At 72.2% G+C, this 20,357-nt stretch carries 14 protein-coding genes; 12 read left to right on the forward strand and 2 right to left on the reverse strand.

Features of this window, described 5'->3' with window-relative positions:
* Positions 1–24 precede the first annotated feature (24 nt).
* The 12 genes from ACEY2A_RS02250 (at position 25) to ACEY2A_RS02305 (ending at position 16,377) form a co-directional block, all read left to right on the forward strand.
* Positions 25–3,036 carry a Na+/H+ antiporter subunit A gene (locus tag ACEY2A_RS02250; protein ID WP_374929265.1) on the forward strand — a complete coding sequence of 1,004 codons (3,012 nt, stop codon included), beginning with the start codon at positions 25–27 and terminating at the stop codon, positions 3,034–3,036.
* Positions 3,037–3,044: 8 nt separating this feature from the next.
* On the forward strand, positions 3,045–3,620 hold the full coding sequence (locus ACEY2A_RS02255) for a Na(+)/H(+) antiporter subunit C (RefSeq protein WP_374929266.1): 576 nt from the start codon (positions 3,045–3,047) through the stop codon (positions 3,618–3,620).
* Positions 3,617–5,194 carry a Na+/H+ antiporter subunit D gene (locus ACEY2A_RS02260; protein WP_374929267.1) on the forward strand — a complete coding sequence of 526 codons (1,578 nt, stop codon included), beginning with the start codon at positions 3,617–3,619 and terminating at the stop codon, positions 5,192–5,194. Before ACEY2A_RS02255 ends, ACEY2A_RS02260 begins: the two co-directional genes overlap by 4 nt.
* The gene (locus ACEY2A_RS02265) at positions 5,194–5,706 is read left to right on the forward strand and encodes a Na+/H+ antiporter subunit E (RefSeq protein ID WP_374929268.1); all 513 of its coding nucleotides are present in this window, start codon (positions 5,194–5,196) and stop codon (positions 5,704–5,706) included. The genes ACEY2A_RS02260 and ACEY2A_RS02265 overlap by 1 nt, the downstream gene beginning before the upstream one ends.
* Positions 5,703–6,029, forward strand: a complete 327-nt coding sequence (locus ACEY2A_RS02270) for a monovalent cation/H+ antiporter complex subunit F (RefSeq protein ID WP_374929269.1) — start codon at positions 5,703–5,705, stop codon at positions 6,027–6,029. The genes ACEY2A_RS02265 and ACEY2A_RS02270 overlap by 4 nt, the downstream gene beginning before the upstream one ends.
* A complete protein-coding gene (gene mnhG, locus ACEY2A_RS02275) occupies positions 6,026–6,370 on the forward strand; it encodes a monovalent cation/H(+) antiporter subunit G (RefSeq protein WP_374929270.1) in 345 nt (114 codons plus the stop codon). The genes ACEY2A_RS02270 and mnhG overlap by 4 nt, the downstream gene beginning before the upstream one ends.
* Positions 6,363–10,634 carry an ATP-dependent RNA helicase HrpA gene (hrpA, locus tag ACEY2A_RS02280; protein ID WP_374929271.1) on the forward strand — a complete coding sequence of 1,424 codons (4,272 nt, stop codon included), beginning with the start codon at positions 6,363–6,365 and terminating at the stop codon, positions 10,632–10,634. Before mnhG ends, hrpA begins: the two co-directional genes overlap by 8 nt.
* 73 nt (positions 10,635–10,707) lie before the next feature.
* A complete protein-coding gene (locus tag ACEY2A_RS02285; protein ID WP_374929272.1) occupies positions 10,708–11,856 on the forward strand; it encodes a PAC2 family protein in 1,149 nt (382 codons plus the stop codon).
* 55 nt (positions 11,857–11,911) lie between these two features.
* Positions 11,912–12,619: a hypothetical protein gene (locus ACEY2A_RS02290; RefSeq protein WP_374929273.1), complete on the forward strand. Its 708-nt coding sequence runs from the start codon at positions 11,912–11,914 to the stop codon at positions 12,617–12,619.
* Positions 12,620–12,780: 161 nt separating this feature from the next.
* Entirely contained in the window at positions 12,781–13,896 is a 1,116-nt protein-coding gene (locus ACEY2A_RS02295; RefSeq protein WP_374929274.1) for a DUF4192 domain-containing protein, read from the forward strand.
* A gap of 34 nt (positions 13,897–13,930) precedes the next feature.
* Positions 13,931–14,341 carry a universal stress protein gene (locus ACEY2A_RS02300; protein ID WP_374929275.1) on the forward strand — a complete coding sequence of 137 codons (411 nt, stop codon included), beginning with the start codon at positions 13,931–13,933 and terminating at the stop codon, positions 14,339–14,341.
* Positions 14,342–14,595: 254 nt separating this feature from the next.
* Complete coding sequence (locus ACEY2A_RS02305; RefSeq protein ID WP_374929276.1) at positions 14,596–16,377, forward strand: RNA polymerase sigma factor; 1,782 nt, start codon at positions 14,596–14,598, stop codon at positions 16,375–16,377.
* 206 nt (positions 16,378–16,583) lie between these two features.
* Here the strand turns inward: ACEY2A_RS02305 and ACEY2A_RS02310 are convergent, their stop codons facing one another.
* A complete protein-coding gene (locus tag ACEY2A_RS02310; RefSeq protein ID WP_374929277.1) occupies positions 16,584–19,001 on the reverse strand; it encodes a transglutaminaseTgpA domain-containing protein in 2,418 nt (805 codons plus the stop codon).
* Positions 18,998–20,347, reverse strand: coding sequence for a DUF58 domain-containing protein (locus tag ACEY2A_RS02315; protein WP_374929278.1), 1,350 nt, complete (start codon positions 20,345–20,347; stop codon positions 18,998–19,000). The genes ACEY2A_RS02310 and ACEY2A_RS02315 overlap by 4 nt, the downstream gene beginning before the upstream one ends.
* Between the last annotated feature and the right edge of the window lie 10 nt (positions 20,348–20,357).

Genomic DNA, 20,357 nt, shown 5'->3' on the forward strand with positions numbered 1-20,357 from the left:
CAGCCCACACCCCAGGGGGTGCCGATGCTCGCGTTGATCCTGGCGCACTTCGTGGCTGCCCTCTGTGCCCCGATGTTGGTGCGTGCGCTGGGATCGAAGGCGTTCCTGCCGCTGGCCCTGCCCTCGCTGGCCTCGGTGGTCTACCTGGTCTCCCGGGCGCCGGCGGTGCACGCGGGCTCGACCGACCACCCCCACCACGAGGTGGGGCAGGGGCAGGCCGGTCTGCCCCCGGCGGTGACCGAGTCGTGGACCTGGGTGCACCAGCTGGGCATGAACCTGGACTTCCGCCTGGACGCCCTCAGCTGGGTGCTGGCGATGGTGGTCGTGTTCATCGGCACGCTGGTGCTCATCTACTGCGTCGGCTACTTCGAGGACGACGAGAAGGGGCTGGGCCTCTTCGCCGGCTCCCTGACGGCCTTCGCCGGGGCGATGCTGGGACTGGTCACCACCGACAACATGCTGGTGCTGTACGTGTTCTGGGAGATCACGTCGGTGCTGTCCTTCCTCCTCATCGGGCACCGCATCACCTCCCGCCACTCGCGCTCCGCGGCCATGGAGGCCCTGGTCATCACGGCCAGTGGTGGTCTGGCGATGCTGGTCGGCATCATCGGACTGGGGGAGGCCTCGGGCACCTACTCCATCAGCCGGCTGATGGCTCACCCGCCCGAGGCGGGTGTCCTGGTGACGGCCTCGGTGGCGCTGCTCCTGGTTGGGGCGATCACCAAGTCCGCGATGCTGCCCTTCCACTTCTGGCTGCCCGGTGCCATGGCCGCACCGACCCCGGTGAGTGCCTACCTGCACGCCGCGGCCATGGTGAAGGCCGGCATCTACCTCCTCGCCCGGTTCGCCCCGGCGTTCGCGGACCTGGACGTCTGGAAGTGGACGGTGCTGCTGCTGGGCGGACCGACGATGCTGCTGGGTGCCTGGCGCTCGCTGCGACAGGTCGACATCAAGCTGGTGCTGGCCTACGGCACCGTCTCGCAGCTGGGCTTCCTGGTGCTGGTGGTGGGGCACGGCACGCAGGACGCCGCGCTGGCCGGTCTCACCCTGCTGGTGGCCCACGCGCTGTTCAAGGGTTCGCTGTTCCTGGTGGTCGGCGCCATCGACCACTGCACCGGCACCCGTGACCTGCGCCGCCTCTCCGGTCTCTCGCGCAGCATGCCGGTGCTGTTCGTCACCGCGTGCGTCTCCGCGGCCTCCATGGCGGGCCTGCCGCCGCTGCTGGGCTTCGTGAGCAAGGAGGGTGCCTTCACCGTCTTCAACCCGCTGGAGCACGGCTGGTTCACGGTCGAGGGCGCCGCCTTCGTGTTCATCCTCGTCGGTTCGATGATGACCTTCGCCTACTCGGCGCGCTTCCTGTGGGGTGCCTTCCGCACCCAGCGCACGAAGCCGCTCACCGAGGTGCACGCCCCGGGCTTCTTCCTGCAGTTCAGCCCGGCCCTGCTGGCCGTGTGCACGATCGTGCTGGGCCTGACGAGCAAGACGGTGCTGGAGCCCTGGCTCGGCAACTACTCCGGCTGGTGGCCCGCATCGGACCACCCGCTCCACCTGGGCCTGTGGCACGGGTGGACGCCGGTCCTGGCGTTCACGGCGCTCACCTTCGCCGTCGGTGTGGTCCTGCACCTGCGTCGCCGCCAGATCAACGCCTTCCAGCGCGGCGTGGCCGCCCTGGACCTGCCGGGCGCCGAGCGCGCCTTCCTGGTCTCGATGCGGGGCGTCGACCGGATGGCCCTCTCGGTCACCGGCGCCTCGCAGCGCGGTTCGCTGCCGGTGACCCTGGGGTTGATCTTCGCCGTCAGCGTGGCCGTGCCGGTGGGTGTGATGGCCGTGCAGGAGGTGCCCCTGCCCGCGCAGTACAAGGTCATGGACTCCTGGGCCCAGCTCGGGGTCGCGCTGGTCACCGTGGGCGCGGCCCTCTGGGCGGCGCTGTCCACCCGCCGCCTGCGGACGGTGATCCTGGTGGGTGTCACCGGGTACGGCACCGCTGCGCTCTTCATGCTCTACGGCGCCCCTGACCTCGCCCTGACCCAGTTGATGGTGGAGAGCATCTCCATCGTCATCTTCATCCTGGTGCTGCGGCGCATGGCGGGACGCTTCCCGGACACCCCGCGGCCCATGGAGCGCCTGGCCCGCATCGCCATTGCCGTCGGGGTCGCCGGGGTGCTGGCGATCGTGGCCCTGGTGGCCGCGGCCTCGCGCATGCACCCGCCGGCCAGCGGCGGCCTGCTGGAGACCGCCTACACCAAGGGCGGCGGTCACAACATCGTGAACGTCATCCTGGTGGACACCCGAGGCTGGGACACCATGGGTGAGATCGCCGTGGTGCTGGTCTGCGCCACCGGTGTGGCCAGCCTGGTCTTCCTGCGCGAGGAGGTGCTGGAGACGGCCCGCGCCGCGGCCTCGGTGTCCCGCACCCGCCGTGCGGTGCACCACGAGCCGGACACCGAGGGGAGCCGCTGGCTCGCCGACGCGAGCCGCATGAAGGCCACGCGCCGTTCCGCCGTGCTCGAGGTCGTGACCCGTCTGATCTTCCACGGCATGCTGGTGTGGAGCCTGTTCGTCCTGCTCGTGGGTCACGACGCCCCCGGCGGTGGCTTCGCCGGTGGTCTGATCGCCACCCTGGCCCTGACCGTCCGGTACCTGGCCGGCGAGGGCGACGAGCTGCGGGCCGCTGCGCCCATCCTCTCCGGCACGCTGATGGGTGGCGGGCTGTTCCTGGCCGTCACCACCGGTGTGCTGGGCATGGTGGCCGGCGGCGAGCCGCTGCAGAGCTGGGTCTTCGACCTGGACTTCCCGCTGCTGGGCAACCTGCACCTGGTCACGCCCGCGTTCTTCGACATCGGTGTCTACCTGGTGGTGCTCGGCATGGGCGTGGCCCTGCTCACCAGCTTCGGTGAGGGCGTGGACCGGCAGATCGCGGCGGAGCGGAGTGAGGGCGACCGTGATGCCCTCAGCCGTCACGCCGACGACGAGTTCATTCGTTACGGCCTGCGCCACACCGACCGACCCATCGAGCGACCGGAGGTCGACGCATGAGTGCGGCCATGGCCCCCTCCCTCGCCCTGATCGTCGCCGGTGCCGTCCTGGCCGGTGCCGGGGTGTACCTGATGCTCGCGCGCTCCATCGTGCGGATGCTCCTGGGCTTCGTCCTGGTGGGCAACGGGGTGAACCTGCTCTTCCTGTCCGCGTCCGGCCCTCCCGGCAGGCCGCCGCTGGTGGAGGAGGTGCCGGCCGCCGAGATGGCCGACCCCCTCCCGCAGGCGATGATGCTGACCGCCATCGTCATCTCGCTGGGGCTGGTGTCCTTCCTGCTGGCCCTGGCCCACCGGTCGTGGCAGCTCAGCGGCACCGACCGGGTCACGCACGACCCGGAGGACCTGCGCATCGTGCTGCGGGCCGACCGGGCCGACATGTCCGGTTCGGACTTCGAGGGCGACGACGACCTCACGCCGGACGACATCGGCGACGACGACGTCGACGACACCGGTGACCACTACATGGAGCAGGCGGTGCTGCGCTTCCGCGAACGCCGCCGGGAGATCCGCCGCCACCGCAGCAAGGCCTTCCAGCCCCGTGATGACGACCAGCCGCCCGTGGACTCGACAGGAGGTGCGCGGTGAACGACCTCAACGTCTCCTTCATCGCCCCGCTGTTGGTGATGCTGCCGCTGCTGGCCTCCGCGGTGACGCTGGCGGCCGGACGTCACACCACCGTCCAGCGCGTCATCTCCACCGCCGTGGTGGCGGCCTGTCTGGTCGGGTCGGTGGTGCTGTTGTGGGCCGCGGACACCGACGGCCCGCAGGTGGTGCCGACGGCGGCCTGGATCCCGTACGAGGGCATCGTGCTGGTGGTCGACCGGCTCTCGGCGCTGATGCTGATCGTCGGCTTCACCGTGATCCTCGGCGTGCTCTGGTACTCCAACGGTGAGGGGCGCGAGTCCTTCGACCAGGAGGCCGGGGGCAAGGCACCCCTGCCGATCTTCCACCCGTCGTTGCTGGTGCTGGCCGCCGGTGTGGCCACCACCTTCGTCTCCGGCGACCTGTTCCACATGTACGTGGGTTTCGAGGTGCTGCTGGGTGCGAGCTTCGTGCTGCTGACCCTGGGCGGCACCGCCTCGCGCGTGCGGGCTGGTGTGACCTATGCCTTCGTCTCGCTCCTGAGCTCCACCGTCTTCCTGTTCGCCGTGGCCATGGTCTACACGGCCACCGGCACGGTGAACCTCGCCCAGGTGGCCGAGCGCATGGCGGACCTCCCGCAGGGCACGCAGGTGCTGCTGCAGTCGCTGCTGCTGGTGGGCTTCGCGGTGAAGGCCGCGGTGTTCCCCATGTCCAGCTGGCTGCCGGACTCCTACCCGACGGCCCCGGCCCCCGTCACCGCGGTCTTCGCCGGTCTGCTGACCAAGGTGGGCGTCTACGCGATGATCCGCACGCAGACGCTGATCTTCCCCGGAGGCATCCTGCAGGACCTCCTGCTGTGGGCGGCCCTGTTGACGATGGTGGTGGGCATCCTGGGCGCGGTGGCCCAGACCGAGGTCAAGCGCATGATCAGCTTCACGCTGGTCAGCCACATCGGGTACATGCTCTTCGGCCTGGCCATCGGGACGGCCGCGGGCATCGCGGCGGCGATCTTCTACGTGATCCACCACATCCTCATCCAGGCCACGCTGTTCCTGGTGACGGGCATGGTGCAGCGTCGTACCGGCGTCAGCACGCTGGACCGTCTCGGCGGCCTCATCCGCACCGCTCCCTGGCTGGCCCTGCTGTGGTTCATCCCGGCCATGAACCTCGCCGGCATCCCGCCCTTCTCCGGCTTCATCGGCAAGGTGGGCCTGATGCGGGCGGCCGCGCAGATCGGCACGGAGATGATGTGGGTGCTCATCGTGGGCAGCGTGGTCACCTCGGTGCTGACGCTCTACGCCATCGCCAAGACCTGGGCCAAGTCCTTCTGGGGTGCCGAGAGCAAGGAGGAGGGGATGGGCCAGCGTGCCGAACGCATCGGCCCGGGCCTGTTCATCCCCACCGGCACGCTGGTGCTCCTCGGTGTGGGCCTCACCGTCTTCGCCGGCCCCATCTACGGCATCTCCGAGCGGGCGGCCGCCGACCTGGTGAACCGGCAGACCTACCTGCGCTCCGTGGCCGAGGTGGCCGACTGGACGGCCGAGGAGTATCCGGAGCCGAAGGACGGTGACCACTGATGCTGCGTCGCATCCAGCTGTTCCCCCTGCTGTGGCTGGTGGTGCTGTGGATCATCGCCTGGGGCTCGTACTCGCCGATGATCATCGTGGGCGGCCTGGTGCTGGGGCTCATGGTCACGCTGGCCTCCCCGTTGCCCCTGATGCGGGTGCACGGCACCTTCCGCCCGTGGTCCTTCGTGGTGCTGGTGGTGGTCTTCCTGCGCGACCTGGTGGCCGCGGTCGTCGAGGTGACGATGCTGGCGGTGGTGCCGGGGCGGCGGACGGATGCGGCCATCGTGGTGGTGCAGTTCCAGGCCGACGAGGAGCTCTTCCAGACCATCACCTCGGAGCTCATCACCCTGGTGCCGGGGACGATGGTGATCGACCTGGACGACGCCACCGGCATCGCCCACGTGCACTGCCTGCGGGTGCGTTCGGCCGAGGACGCCGAGAGCCTGCGGCAGGACTGCCTGGCCCAGGAGCGCCGGGTGCTTGCCGCCTTCGACGCCGACTACCGCCGGGAGGACCGATGAACGAGATCGCGACGTGGCTGATGTGGGGCGCCGCGGCCGTGCTCATCGCGGCCTCGGCCCTGGCGCTGGTCCGCATCGTGAGGGGCCCCACCGTCCTGGACCGGATGGTGGCCTCGGACCTGCTGGTGAGCATCCTGCTGGGCTTCTTCTGCCTCATGGGTGCCTGGTGGGGCCTGGCGCAGGCGGTGACCCTGATGGTCTCGCTCTCGCTGGTGGTCTTCCTGGGGGCCGTGGCTGCGGGTCGCTACGCCGCCCGCGACCGTGACACCGGGTGGGCGCGTGACGAGCGGGTGGACATGTCCGCGGACGGGAGGCCCTCGTGAACGACGCCCTGCAGATCGCCGGCGGTGTGATGCTGCTGCTGGGTGCCCTGTTGTCGCTGGTTGCCGGGATCGGCCTGGCGCGCTTCCCCGACGTGCTCACCCGGATGCACGCGGCCACCAAGCCGCAGACCCTGGGCCTGGTGCTCATGGCCGTGGGCTTCGGCCTGGTGGTCCGCGAGTGGGCGGTGTGGGGTGCGCTCGCGCTGGCCGTGCTCTTCCAGTTCCTCACCGCGCCGGTGGCGGCGCACATGATCGGCCGTGGTGCCCTGCGCACCGGGCAGGTGCGCCTGCCGGTGTACGAGGACCCGGGGGCGCCCACCGCCACCCGAGACGATGACTGACGGGCCGCAGCAGGAGGGCTCCACGCACGGTTCGACGTCCGGGGGCGGCCGGGGGAGCGGGCCGCAGGGTCAGGATCAGGGGCACGGCCAGGGCGGTCGTGGTCGTGGTCGTGGGCGAGGGCGCGGTCGCGGCAGGGGTCAGCGTTCCGAGGGCCAGCGTTCCGAGGGCTCGCAGCGTTCGGACAGCCAACGCTCCCGCGGCCCGCGGGGCAGGGGACGTGGCCCACGTCGGCTGACCCCGGAGCAGGTGGAGGCCCGCCGCGCGTCGGTGCCCGCACTGCGCTGGCCGGACCTGCCGGTCGTCGACCGCAAGGACGACCTGGCCGCCGCCATCCGCGAGAACCAGGTCGTCGTGGTCGCGGGGGAGACCGGCTCGGGCAAGACCACCCAGCTGCCCAAGATCTGCTTGGAGCTGGGTCGCGGAGTCACCGGAATGATCGGCCACACCCAGCCCCGCCGCATCGCCGCCCGGTCGGTGGCCGACCGCATCGCCCACGAGCTCGGCGTGGAGCTGGAGGACCCCCACGGCCCGGTGGGCTACCAGGTGCGCTTCACCGACATCTCCTCGCCGGCCACGCTGGTGAAGGTCATGACCGACGGCATCCTCCTGAACCAGATGCAGCACGACCGTGAGCTGAGGGCCTACGACACCCTCATCATCGACGAGGCGCACGAGCGAAGCCTCACCATCGACTTCATCCTCGGGTACCTGCACCAGCTGCTGCCGAAGCGCCCCGACCTGAAGGTGATCATCACCTCGGCGACGATCGACCCGGAGCGCTTCGCCCACCACTTCGCCGATGCGCAGGGCAACCCTGCCCCCATCGTCGAGGTCTCGGGACGCACCTACCCGGTGGAGATCCGCTACCGACCCCTCAGCCTCGAGGACACGTCGAACGTTGCCGCGCTGGAGGACCCGGAGGGCTACGACGAGACGGTCTACGGCGAGGACGACATCGACCAGGTCACCGGCATCCAGCAGGCCGTGCAGGAGCTGTGGACCGAGGACGTCCCCGCCGACGACCCGCGCCCACAGGACCGCGACATCCTGGTCTTCTGCTCCGGCGAGCGGGAGATCCGCGACGCCGCGGAGGCGCTGGAGGGGCTGAAGCTCCCGGGTACGGAGATCGTGCCGCTGTACGGCCGGCTCTCCTCCGCCGAGCAGCAGCGGGTGTTCGCCCCGCACTCCTCGCGGCGCGTGGTGCTCGCCACCAACGTGGCCGAGACCTCGTTGACCGTGCCGGGCATCCGGTACGTGGTGGACACCGGCACCGCCCGCATCTCGCGCTACAGCCAGCGGCTGAAGGTGCAGCGGCTCCCCATCGAGAAGATCTCCCAGGCCTCGGCCAACCAGCGCTCGGGGCGATCCGGTCGCGTCAGCGCGGGCATCTGCATCCGCCTCTACTCGCAGGAGGACTTCGAGGCGCGCCCGGCGTTCACCGACCCGGAGATCCAGCGCACCTCGCTGGCCAGCGTGATCCTGCAGATGGCCCACCTCGGGTTGGGCGACGTGCAGCGGTTCGGCTTCGTGGACCCGCCGGACCCCCGCCAGATCACCGACGGACTCCGCCTGCTGCACGAGCTGGGTGCCGTCACGCGCGAGACCGCATCGCGGGGCGGGGTCGTGCGCCTGACCCCCGACGGACGTGAGCTCGCCTCCATCCCCGCCGACCCCCGCCTGGCCCGCATGCTGCTGGAGGCCCACCGGCGCGGTGCGCTGGCCGAGGTGCTGGTGATCGTGGCCGGCCTGTCCATCCAGGACCCGCGGGAGCGCCCGGCCGAGAAGCGCGAGCGGGCCGACCAGCTGCACGCCCGGTTCAAGGACGAGAACTCCGACTTCGTGGCCCTGCTGAACCTCTGGCAGTACGCCCGGGAGCGCAAGGGCACTCTCTCCGGCTCGGCCTTCCGCCGGCTGTGCCGCAACGAGTTCCTGCACTACCTGCGCCTGCGGGAGTGGGTGGACGTGCACCACCAGCTGCGCAGTGTCGTCAAGGGGCTGGGCTGGCAGGACTCCTCGCTGGGCCTGGAGTCCGACCGCACCCGGCAGCGAGACCACGGGTTCGCTCCGGTGGACCCGGCGAAGGCCGAGGTGGTGCACCGCAGCCTGCTGCCCGGTCTGCTGAGCCAGGTGGGTCTGCGGGACCGGGAGACCCGCGACTACCTGGGAGCCCGCGGTGCGCACTTCTCCATCCAGCCCGGGTCAGGGCTCTTCCGCACCCGCCCGGACTGGATCATGTCCGCCGAGCTGGTGGAGACCACCCGCCTCTGGGCGCGCACGAACGCCACCGTGGACCCGGCGTGGGTCGAGGAGGCCGCCGAGCACCTGGTGAAGCGCCAGTACTCCGAGCCGCGCTGGTCGGCCAAGCGTGCCTCGGCGGTGGCTGATGAGCGGGTGACCCTGCTGGGCATCCCGCTGGTGGCCGGCCGCCAGGTGGGTCTGGCGAAGGTGGACCCCCCGTTGGCGCGGGAGCTGTTCATCCGCCACGCCCTGGTGGAGGGGGACTGGCAGACCGGCCACGCCTTCTGGGGGCACAACAAGAAGGTCCTCGCGGAGGTGGAGCAGCTCGAGGCCCGCTCCCGCCGGCGGGACCTGCTGGACGACGAGGCCCTGTTCGCCTTCTACGACGAGCGTCTGCCCGCTGAGGTGGTCTCCGCCGCGCACTTCGACAGCTGGTGGAAGAAGCACCGCCGCACCGAGCCCCACCTGCTGGACCTGTCGCTGGAGGCCGTCACCGGTGAGGACAGCACCACCGTGGACCTCGCGGACTTCCCGGCCACCTGGGCGCAGGGTGACATCGAGCTGCCGCTGACCTACCAGTTCGAGCCGGGCACCGAGGCCGATGGGGTGACGGCCCACCTCACGCTCAGCCAGCTCAACCGGGTGCGCGACGAGGGCTTCGACTGGCAGGTCCCCGGGCTGCGCGAGGAGCTGGCCGTGGCGCTGCTGCGGTCCCTCCCGAAGGCGGTGCGGCGCTCCTTCGTGCCCGCCCCGGACCATGCGGCGGCCGCGCTGGGTGACCTGGCCGGGCGCCTCGCCGGTGACCCCTCCGCGGCCTCGTCGGAGCCGATGCGGGGGAGTGGGACCTTCGCTGCCGCGCTCGCGGACGCACTGACCCGGCGCACCGGGACCCCGCTGAACCCGGCGGACTTCGACGCCTCGGCCGTGCCGGCGCATCTGCGGATGACCTTCCGGGTCACGCAGGACGATGCGGGTGCGCAGGGTGGCAAGGACCCGCAGGGCGGCCAGCGCGGCAGGGGCGGCCGCCGACGCCGCCCGGAGGTGCTGGGGGAGGGCAACGACCTGACGGCCCTGCAGGCCCAGCTGGCCGGCTCGCTGCAGGAGGCGGTGGCGGGAGCGGCGGCCGGGCTCATCGCATCGGGTCTCACCGAGTGGAGCATCGACGACCTGCCGGCCCACTTCGACGACGGCGGGGTGCAGGGGTGGCCCGCGCTGGTCGACGAGGGGACCACGGCCGGGGTGCGGGTCTTCGCCGACCCCCGGCAGGCTGCCCACGAGCACGCGCTGGGCCTGCGGCGGCTGGTGCTGGCGGGCTTCAACCCGCCGTGGAACCGCATCCTGCGCAGCGTGGACAACCAGACCAAGCTCGCCCTCGGCGCTGCCCCGCACGGGTCCACCCAGGCCCTGCTCGAGGACGCCTTGGCGGCGGCGGTCGACTCGGTGATCGCCGAGCGGCTGGCCACGGCCGGCACGGTGCGCACCCGTGAGGCCTTCGAGGAGGTGCGGGCCACAGCGGTGCAGCAGGCCGCGCCCCGCATCCTGGAGATGGTGGCCGCGGCGGGCAAGGTGCTGGCGGGCGTGCCGGCGGTCGAGCGGGCGGTGGGGTCCATGACCGCGCCCCGGCTGGCGCCGCTGCGGGAGGACCTCGAGGCGCAGCTGCGCGGCCTGGTGCACCCCGGCTTCCTCACTGCGGCCGGGTACGCGCAGGTGCGGCACCTGCCGCGCTACCTGCAGGCCATGGAGACCCGTGCGGCCAAGGCCCCCACCGACCTCGCGCGGGACACCGACCGGCTGGCCGTGGTGCAGACCGTGGAGCGGGAGCGGGCCGACCTGCTGGCCGGGTTGGACGAGATGGAGCGGCTGCGGCCGGACGTCCGCGACCTGCGCTGGATGACCGAGGAGCTGCGGGTGAGTCTGTTCGCCCAGCAGCTGGGCACGGCGCACGCCGTGAGCGAGAAGCGCATCTACGCGGCCATGGACGCCGTGGAGAAGGCGCTGGAACAGAGCCGCGGCGCGGGGCGTTGACCCGACACGGTCGCCCGCGGCAGACGGCGGTGCACCGCCTATCGTGGCACCACGTATCCACCAGGGAGGACCCGTGCAGGAACCCACCGAGCTGTTCCGGATCGAGGACCCGGCCGACATCGACCCCCGGTCGGTGCGGACCGACACCATGTGGCTGGCCACCGGGGGCCTGGTCGACGCCGGAGACGTGGAGAAGAACGCCGTGGCCCACGTGCTGTCCACCATGGAGTCGCGGGTGGTGGCGACCTTCGACGTGGACGCGCTGCTGGACTACCGCGCGCGCCGGCCGCTGCTGACCTTCCAGCGGGACCGCTACATCTCCGTGGACATGCCCACCCTGACCGTGCACCGCGTGACCGACCCGACGGGGCGGCACTTCCTGCTGGTCAACGGCCCGGAGCCGGACTACCAGTGGGAGCGCTTCCTGGCGGCCCTGCTGCTGCTGGCGCAGCAGTTCGGCGTGCGGACCCTGGTCTCGGCCAACGGTGCGCCCATGCAGGTGCCCCACACGCGTCCCACCGGCCTGACGGCCTACGCCTCGGACGAGCGCCTCATCGCCGACCACGCCTCGGTCTTCGGCACCATGCAGGTGCCCGGCCACGTGGACGGACTGGCCCACGTGCGCTTCGCGGAGGCGGGGCTGGACACCATCGGCTTCGCCATCCACGTGCCGGGCTACCTGGCCGACCGGGAGATGCTGGACGGGACCGTGGCGGCGCTGCACGCGGTCTCGGAGGCCACCGGCATCGAGGTGCCCATGGACGACCTGGAGAAGCGGGCCGAGGTGAACCGCCGGGAGCTGGACGAGCTGGTGGAGTCCAACCCGGAGGCGCTCGAGGTGGTGCGCACCATGGAGCAGCAGTTCGACGAGTTCATGAGCTCCCAGCAGCGCCGCAGCCTCACGGCGCACGAGGTGGCCAAGCTGCCCAGCCCGGACGAGATCGCCTCGGACCTCGAGCAGTGGCTGGCCTCCGGCGCCACCATGGAGGACGCCCCCAACGAGCCCGGAGACGAGCCGGGAGACGAGCCGGAGGACGAGGGTGAGCCCGGCGCCAGCACCCAGGGCGGGGGTGACGATGCGGGGGAGCGCCCCGCATCGGACGCCACCCGGCGCGAGGGGGCGGATGACGCCTCCGACGAGCCGTCCCAGGACCCGGACGAGGGGCCTCGCCGCGATGACGACCCTTCCGCGGGTCACGGCGGCTCCTCGGTGTGGGACTGAGTTCTCGGATAGATTCGACCACCGGACCGTATTCGCCTGCCCCCGAGGAGGAGCAATGGGCATTTTCTCGTCCAACAAGGACAAGGAGCTCGAACGACGGGCGGCTGCTGCCGCCCAGACCGAGGACCCCGGCCTGCTCGACAAGGCCGCCCACGGACTGGCCGACCGCCTGCTGAAGGTGGGCATCGACGGGGTCGGCCCCGTCAAGGGCGCCCAGAAGGTGGCCGAGGAGGCCCTCGTCGCCGCCAAGGGTGACGTGGAGAAGGCCGAGAAGATCGTGGCCAAGGAGCACTTCCGCAAGATCGGTGGGGGAGGTTTCGTCACCGGACTCGGCGGCCTGCTCACGCTGCCGGTCGCGCTGCCCGCCAACGTGCTGGAGTTCTACCTGCTGTCCACCCGCGCCATCGCGGCGATCGCCCACCTGCGCGGACACGACGTGCAGCAGCCGGAGCTCCGCTCGGCCATCCTGCTGACCCTGGTGGGTGCGGACGCCCGGGACATCCTCACCTCGGCGGGCATCCCCGGCACGCTGGTCTCCGGTGGTCGTCTGGCCTCCCTGGCCAGCCGCCAGCTGCCGGCCCCGGCGCTGATGGTGGTCAACAAGGCCGTGGGCTTCCGCATCCTCGCCCAGACCGGCGAGAAGGTGCTGACGCGTCTGGGCAAGGCGATCCCGCTGGCCGGTGGCTTCATCGGTGCGGCCCTGGACGTCTACCTGTTCAACCGCATCCTCGACCACGCGCGCGAGGAGTTGCCCCGCGTCTGAACCCAGCGGGCGGCCCCCAGCTCGTGGAGCGGCTCCCAGCGCCCGTGAGGGCGACCGTCCGTCAACAGCCGAGCAGGTCTGCTCGGCGGGCGCGGTCGCTCACCCACACCGCCGGCCCCGGCCCCACCCACGAGGTGGGCCGGGGCCGGTGGCATGGGGGCATGACGACGATCCCGAGAGTCCGTGACCTTCCCGACCTGCTCACCGTGGTGCCGCTGCTGGCGGGGTTCACCCCCTGCGATGCGGTGGTCCTGGTGTGCCCGACCCCCGAGGGGAGGGTGGCGCTGCAGCGGGTGCCGCTCCCGCCGCCGGACCACTGGAGCCACGCGCACCTGGATGCCCGCGACCTCGTGCAGAGCGTGCTGCCCGCCCTCGTGCACGCCGACCTGCGGCGGCTCACCCTCATCGGCTACCTGTCCGACCCGATGGACCAGGACTACGTGGGCGAGCTGCTGCACCGGTCCGCCGAGTGGCTGGCGGACACCGGCATCGACGTGATGGGGGTGGCGCTGGTCTGCGAGGGCTCGTGGTGGCGCCCGGACTGCCCGTGCGAGGACCCGGAGTGTGGTGAGCCGCAGCCCGTGCCGAGCCTCCACGAGTCCGCGGCGGCCACGGCCCTCATCGCCGAGGGAGCCGTGGTGCACGAGTCCCCGGAGGCACTGCTGGCGCCGTGGGTCGAGTCGGACGCCGAGCAGGTGTCCTCCTGCGACCTGGCCGCGGCCACGAAGCGCTGGACCGGTCGCAAGGGCACCGCGCGGCTGCGGCGGGAGGCCCTGCAGCAGTGGCGACGGGTGGTGCACGAGCCGGGGGCGGAGTTCAGTCAGGAGGATCTCGCTGCCGTCCTGTGGGCGGCGCGGTCCGTGCCCGAGCGCGACGCCCTCATCGCGTGGCTCACCCCGGGTGACATGCCGGTGGAGACTCTGGACCCGGACGCCTGGGCCGCCGTCCAGGAGGCCCTGGGGGAGCCGGCCTCCGTGGCGCACGAGGACCGGTGGACGGGCTGGCCGGTGACGCAGAACCTGCGCCGCCTGACCGGCGCCGTGCCGGCCACCTGCGGGGCTCCGGTGGCCTGTCTGGCCGGGTTGTGGGCGTGGTGGCACGGTGACGGCATCGTGGCGCGCTTCCTGCTCGAGCGGGCGCTGGACGCCGAACCCGGACACACCCTCAGTGGGCTGCTGCTGCGTCTGGTGCACCACGGCATCCCGATGGAGGGCAGCCCGTCCCGCCGGGCGGGCTCCGGATGTGATGCACTGGACACGACTGGGCGCCTAGGCTGAGCCCACTGGCCACTACCTGCAGGAGAACCCCACCATGGCAGTCATCGTTGGATACATCGCGTCGGACGAGGGCCGCGCCGCCCTGAAGCACGGCGTCGCCGAGGCGATCCGTCGCAAGGAGCCGTTGCAGGTCGTCCACTCCGCGCGCACCGGCAAGGGTTCGGGTGCGGACTCCACCCGCGCCTTCGTGCGGGAGCTCGAGGCCGCGGAGAAGGCCCTCGAGGAGGCCGGTGTGGCGCTGGAGCGACTGGACTTCGACCGGGGCAACGAGCCGGCGGAGGACCTCATCGAGGTGGCGGAGTCGGCCGAGACCAGCGGTCAGGAGGCCGTCATCATCATCGGTCTGCGGCGTCGCACCCCGGTGGGCAAGCTGCTCCTGGGGTCCAACGCCCAGCGCATCCTGCTCGAGGCGCCCTGCCCGGTGATTGCCGTCAAGGCGGTCTGAACGACCGTCGTCCCCTGCCTGTCAGGACCACCCCGCGCGACAGAGCGCGGGGTGGTTTTTTATAATGGTCGTGTTCCACCAGCTCGGCGAGAGAGCGGATGAGGAGAACGGCCCCGGCCGAACGCCTCCAGACGCCTCCTCCGCACGTCATCGATCGACAGCCACCCACTCCTCGGTGGCCCCGTCGACTCCCCATGATTCCGTGCCCGGTGGTTCGTCGCGCCCTGAGATGCCACCCCGGAAGGATCCGCTTCGTGACTCCCCCCACGTCCGAGAAGTCCGCAGAGACGCCCACCGTCAGCGAGCCCGTGACGGCGGTCCTGGGCAAGCAGCTGCTGGACAAGCCGGGTCTCATCGAGTTCGTGGAGCGTGCCGTCGACAACGGCAAGGTGGCCACGGACAAGGTGCAGCAGGCCATCGAGGGTGCCTCCCTGACGCCCACCCAGGCGCAGCGTCTGCTCAAGAACCTCCGCTCGCAGGGCGTCGAGGTGCACTTCGACCAGGAGACCGCGGCGCGCCTGGCCCAGGAGCAGCGTGGTGTGAAGCCGCGTGCCTCCCGGTCGCGGACCACCAGGTCGACGACGGCCAAGACCGCGACCGCGAAGTCGACCACCGCCAAGTCGACCGCTGCCAAGAGCACCACCGCCAAGTCGACCGCGGCCAAGTCGACCACCGCGAAGTCCACCGCGGCCAAGTCCACTGCGGCCAAGTCCACCACCGCGAAGTCCACCGCGGCCAAGAGCACCACCGCCGCGTCCGGCACGTCGGCCAAGGGCACCGCCAGCACCACCCGCAAGGCCACGACGGCCGCCAAGGGAACCGCGGCGAAGTCCACGACCGCCAAGGGGAGGACCGCGGCCAAGGGGACCACGAAGTCCGCTGCCGAGACCAACGCCCGCAATGCCGCGGCCGACGCGCCGGAGCTGGACGAGATCGCCGCCGAGGACGAGGCCGAGGAGCGCGCGGCCCTGGCCGGCAAGGACACCGTCGAGCTGGTGGCCGGTGAGACCTCGCAGGCCGCCCCGCAGAAGGCGGAGTCCACCGAGGAGGAGTCGGAGTCCCGCGGGTTCGTGCTGCGCGCGGACGACGAGGACGACGCCCCGGCCCAGCAGGTCGTCACCGCCGGCGCCACCGCCGACGCGGTGAAGGACTACCTGAAGCAGATCGGCAAGGTCGCGCTGTTGAACGCCGAGCAGGAGGTGGACCTCGCCAAGCGGATCGAGGCCGGCCTGTTCGCCGAGCAGCGGCTGAACTCCGGTGACAAGATCGATGCCAAGCTCAAGCGCGAGCTGTGGTGGGTGGCCTCCGACGGCAAGAACGCCAAGAACCACCTGCTCGAGGCCAACCTGCGTCTCGTGGTGTCGCTCGCCAAGCGCTACACCGGGCGCGGCATGCTCTTCCTGGACCTGATCCAGGAGGGCAACCTGGGCCTCATCCGTGCGGTCGAGAAGTTCGACTACACCAAGGGCTACAAGTTCTCCACCTACGCCACCTGGTGGATCCGGCAGGCCATCACGCGCGCCATGGCCGACCAGGCCCGCACCATCCGCATCCCGGTGCACATGGTGGAGGTCATCAACAAGCTGGCCCGCGTGCAGCGCCAGATGCTCCAGGACCTGGGCCGCGAGCCCACCCCGGAGGAGCTCGCCAAGGAGCTCGACATGACCCCGGAGAAGGTCGTCGAGGTGCAGAAGTACGGCCGTGAGCCCATCTCGCTGCACACCCCGCTGGGCGAGGACGGCGACTCGGAGTTCGGTGACCTCATCGAGGACTCCGAGGCGGTGGTTCCCTCCGATGCGGTGAGCTTCACCCTGCTGCAGGAGCAGCTGCACTCGGTGCTGGACACCCTCTCCGAGCGCGAGGCCGGCGTGGTCTCCATGCGCTTCGGCCTGGCCGACGGTCAGCCCAAGACGCTCGACGAGATCGGGCGCGTCTACGGGGTCACCCGTGAGCGCATCCGCCAGATCGAGTCCAAGACCATGTCCAAGCTGCGCCACCCCAGCCGCTCCCAGGTCCTCCGGGACTACCTGGACTGACGGGCTGGACTGACGGGCCCGTCGCGGCGGCGTCCACCCACCCGAGGTGGGGTCACGCCGCCGTCTGTCGCACCGCACCACAGGGCGCCACCTCCGATGGGGGGTGGCGCCCTGTCGTGTGCGCGCTCGGCCCTGCGTGGGGGCACCCAGGCCCGGGCCACCTGCGCCCGGCCCCACACCCGGGGTTCCCGGGCATGGGGCCCTGCTCAGCGCGAGGCGGAGGCGGGGAACAGCTGCCGGCGGGTCCGGTCGATGAACGACTCGTCGTCGTCCACGGACACCAGCACCCTGCGTCGGAGCTCGTCGGCCGCACCATCCGGACCAGCGTCCGCCGCCGTGCCGGTCGCTGCGCCGCTGGCGTCGGTCGCAGCACCGGTCGCCGTCTCGGTGGACCCATCGCTCGCGGGGCGCCCGTAGCGGGCGGCCTCGGCACGCTCGGCCAGCTCGGCCAGGGCATCAGCATCCACCGCCGGCCGCTGTCCCAGCACGGCCTTGGCCTGGGCGCGCACGGAGTCCGTGGACCGGGTGCTCACACCGCGGTCCAGCAGGTCCAGGCGCAGGGTCTCCCACGCGGCCGACCAGGGCGACTGCTCGCCCTCGGTGACCCGGCTGCGTGCCTGGCGCGCGCGCCACGGCAGGTAGGCCAGGGCCAGGGCCGCCAGCAGCAGCACCGCCAGCACCGCCAGCAGCGTCCGCCACCACCCGGACGACTCGGCGCCGTCCTGGTCGTCCTCGGCCTGCGAGGACGACGGGGAGGGCGAGGCCTCGGACGGCGAGGGGGACGCCTCGGACGGCGAGGGCGAGGCCTCGGACGGCGAGGGGGACGCCTCGGACGGCGAGGGGGAGGCGCTCGGCTCGGCGCCCACCGGCTGGCTGTAGGCCGGCGCAGCAGCGGCCCGCTCGGACGGGGTCGGCTCGAACCGCAGCCACCCCACGCCCTCGAAGTACAGCTCCGGCCACGCGTGCGCGTCGTTGCGCTGCACCAGCCGCTCCGGCCCCACGTCGGAGCCACGGCCCACGTCGCTGGAGGTCTGGTCCCCCGGGAGCATGCCGATGGCCATGCGTGCCGGGATCCCCTGCTCGCGCGCCATCATGATCATCGTGGTGGCGTACTGCGTGCAGTAGCCGCGCTTCTCACGGAGGAAGGCCTGCACCATCGACTCACCGTCCTGCGGCTCCGCGGCGTCGAGGGAGTACTCGAAGTCGCCGTTGCGCAGGAAGGACTGGATGGCCCGTGCCTTGTCCAGCGGGGCGTCGTCGGGGTCGACGACCTGGGCGTTCGTCTCGGCAATGGTGCCGGCGATCTGCTCCGGGACGGCCAGGGCGGCATCCGGGGCGCTCGCTCCGCCCGAGGACTGCGGGAGCTCCTCCGGCACGGTCGGCTCGAGTGCGGTGCCCTCGTAGCGGCGCGCGTCCTCCCCGATCCACACCGCATCGGTCACCGGGTCGCCGGTGACGGCCACGGGCGAGCGCAGGTCGACGGGGAACGAGGGCGTGGCCAGGAAGGGCGCCGGGATGCCGTTGGCCGTCACCGCGAAGGCCTCCTCGGTGGCCTCGAGCTCGCCCGCCCAGTCCACGCGGGGGAGCCGGTCGGGGACCACGTCCTCCACCGCGCGGGGATCGGACAGCACCTCGGCCGCGGCCCGTCCCTCCTGGGGCGACCAGCGGTCGTCGGCGAAGCGGTCGGTGGCCGTGATGCGCAGCGGGCCGGGGGAGGAGCTCTCCGAGTGCCAGAGGATCACGGGGCGCTCGTCGTCGCTGCGCAGGTCGGACTCGAGGTCGAGGGTGTCGGTGAAGTCCACCGTCGCCAGGGAGCTGTCCTCCGCCAGCCCCCGGCCCACCAACCGCTGCTCGCGCTCGGGGAGGACGGCGGGGACCACCAGGGCCACCACGACGCCGATGGTGGTGAGCGCGGCGGCCGTGGACAGCATGGCCCCGCGTCCGGGCGCCCCCAGGATGCCTCGGCCCCGACCGCTGGCCGGCGCCGTCTCCGCGGAGTGGTGCAGGGCGAGCAGCCCGGCCCAGGTGGCGGCGATGAGCAGGAACCACCACCACGGCTCGTGGGTGGTGCGGTTGGCGGCCAGGGTGACGAAGACCAGCAGCGGGGCGACGGCCCCCATGAGCACCGACCGCAGGGTGTGCACGGCGGAGTCGGTGAACACCACCAGCAGGGCGATCACGCACAGCAGTGCGAAGGTGAGGGCCTCGTGGACCGGCACCGGGGCCGAGCTCTCCGCGAGCAGCTGACCGGTGGTCCGGAACTTCTCGACCACCGCGCTGACCGTGCGGGGCGTGGGGAGGAGGCCCGCGGCCAGCGTGTCCGCGAGGAAGCCGCGCAGCAGGAGGACCACTGCCGCGACCACTTGGGCCACGGTGGCCAGGACGGTGGAGCCCGTGAGCAGACGCACCACGGCGGCGAGAGCCACCAGACCCACGGTGAGCGCGACGGCCTGCCCCCACCACCCGCCGTCCTCGAACAGCTGGCGCGCCGGCCAGATGGTCAGCAGGCACAGGCCGATCACCAGGGCGGCGGAGAGGGGCTCGGTGCGGTCCCAGAGACGGCGGAGCACTCCACCCTCGGCGTGCTGGGCCGGGGCGGTCCCCGGAGCGGTCGGGGTGCTCATGCGGTCTCACCTCGGGAGGTCGCGCGCGTCAGGAGGTCCATGGCTCGGCGCAGCGCCGCATCGGAGGGGTCGGAACGGTCGCCCCCCGCCGGTCGGCCGGGTGCTCCGCCCTCGTCTCCGAGCTCGGACCAGGAGGCCACGCGCCAGCCACCCCGGCGCAGGGCGAAGGCGGCGGTCTCCCGGCGGTCGGAGGGTGTGCCTCCAGCGGGCTCGGCACCCACCAGCAGGGCGGTCCCGGGGTGCCGGGGGTGACGCTCGCCCAGGGCACCGGTGTCGGCGGGGGTGTGGCCGGCGGTCACCAGGAAGGGCAGCCCCCCGGACCGGGTGGCGGCCAGGGCGTGCTGGGCGAAGTCCTCCGGACGCCGGTCACGGGGGGCCACGGCGGCCAGGTGCGCCAGGGCGTCGGGGGTCCGCACGGCGCGCTGGTGGAGACCATCGGTCATGCCGGCGGCGGTCAGCAGACGCACCTCCAGGCCGGCGCGGGCTGCGGACTCCACCAGCGTGGCGGCCACCCGCACGGCGGCCTCGAAGGCCGGCGGGCCGGGGTAGGGGCCGGTGGAGCCCTCGGGAGCTGCCCCCCAGGGGGCCCCCTCGTCCACGCAGATCAGCAGCCACGGCTTCACCTCGGTGTCGTCGTGGCGCACCATCAGGTCGCCGGTGCGTGCCGTGCTGCGCCAGTGGATGCGGCGCACGTCGTCCCCGCGCCCGTACTCACGCACCGCTGCTGCGTCCACCGCATCGGTCGTGGGGCGCATGGTCACCGTGCGCTGGGCGGCGTCCTGCACCAACCGACGCACCCTCGCGCCGGGGTAGTCGACGGTGCGCGGCAGCACGGTCACCGTCAGTGCCTCACCCGACTCGGTGAGGGCCTGACGGGTCAGGCCGAAGGGGTCGGAGCGGTCCATCAGCACCGGGCCCACCTCGTAGCGGCCGCGGTGCGTGGGTCGCACGGTCACCTGCTGCACGGTCTCCTGGGAGCGTACGGCGAGGGTGCCCAGCTCGATCGTGGGCCCCCAGGTGCCGTGCACCGGCAGGTGGGCCACCACCGGCGCGCCGGGCAGGGGGGCGGTCGAGCGCGTGGCCACGCGCAGGTCCACGGGGTCGCCGGCGCGCGGCGTCGCCGGCGTGGCGTCCAGGTCGGTGTGCGTGGTGCGCACCGAGCCCAGACCCAGCAGCCAGGCCAGGGCGGGCAGCGCGACGAGCAGCACCCCCAGCCGGCTCAGGTCGCCGAGCCCGAAGTACTGGCCGACGCCCACCAGCAGCAGACCGGCGAGCACCAGCACCCACCCGCGCAGGGTGAGCCCCGGCACGCGACGGGACGATGCGGAGGCGGAGGCAGCAGCCATGGAGCCCGGC

The organism is Kytococcus sedentarius, assembly GCF_041937525.1.
GTDB lineage: Bacteria > Actinomycetota > Actinomycetes > Actinomycetales > Dermatophilaceae > Kytococcus > Kytococcus sedentarius_A.

Excerpts from the sequence above, each read along its gene's own strand:
- ACEY2A_RS02250 (WP_374929265.1), top strand. The coding sequence starts at position 25 with ATGCTCGCGTTGATCCTGGCGCACTTCGTGGCTGCCCTCTGTGCCCCG.
- ACEY2A_RS02255 (WP_374929266.1), top strand. The coding sequence starts at position 3,045 with ATGGCCCCCTCCCTCGCCCTGATCGTCGCCGGTGCCGTCCTGGCCGGT.
- ACEY2A_RS02265 (WP_374929268.1), top strand. The coding sequence starts at position 5,194 with ATGCTGCGTCGCATCCAGCTGTTCCCCCTGCTGTGGCTGGTGGTGCTG.
- ACEY2A_RS02270 (WP_374929269.1), top strand. The coding sequence starts at position 5,703 with ATGAACGAGATCGCGACGTGGCTGATGTGGGGCGCCGCGGCCGTGCTC.
- hrpA (WP_374929271.1), top strand. The coding sequence starts at position 6,363 with ATGACTGACGGGCCGCAGCAGGAGGGCTCCACGCACGGTTCGACGTCC.
- ACEY2A_RS02290 (WP_374929273.1), top strand. The coding sequence starts at position 11,912 with ATGGGCATTTTCTCGTCCAACAAGGACAAGGAGCTCGAACGACGGGCG.
- ACEY2A_RS02295 (WP_374929274.1), top strand. The coding sequence starts at position 12,781 with ATGACGACGATCCCGAGAGTCCGTGACCTTCCCGACCTGCTCACCGTG.
- ACEY2A_RS02300 (WP_374929275.1), top strand. The coding sequence starts at position 13,931 with ATGGCAGTCATCGTTGGATACATCGCGTCGGACGAGGGCCGCGCCGCC.
- ACEY2A_RS02310 (WP_374929277.1), bottom strand. The coding sequence starts at position 19,001 with ATGAGCACCCCGACCGCTCCGGGGACCGCCCCGGCCCAGCACGCCGAG.
- ACEY2A_RS02315 (WP_374929278.1), bottom strand. The coding sequence starts at position 20,347 with ATGGCTGCTGCCTCCGCCTCCGCATCGTCCCGTCGCGTGCCGGGGCTC.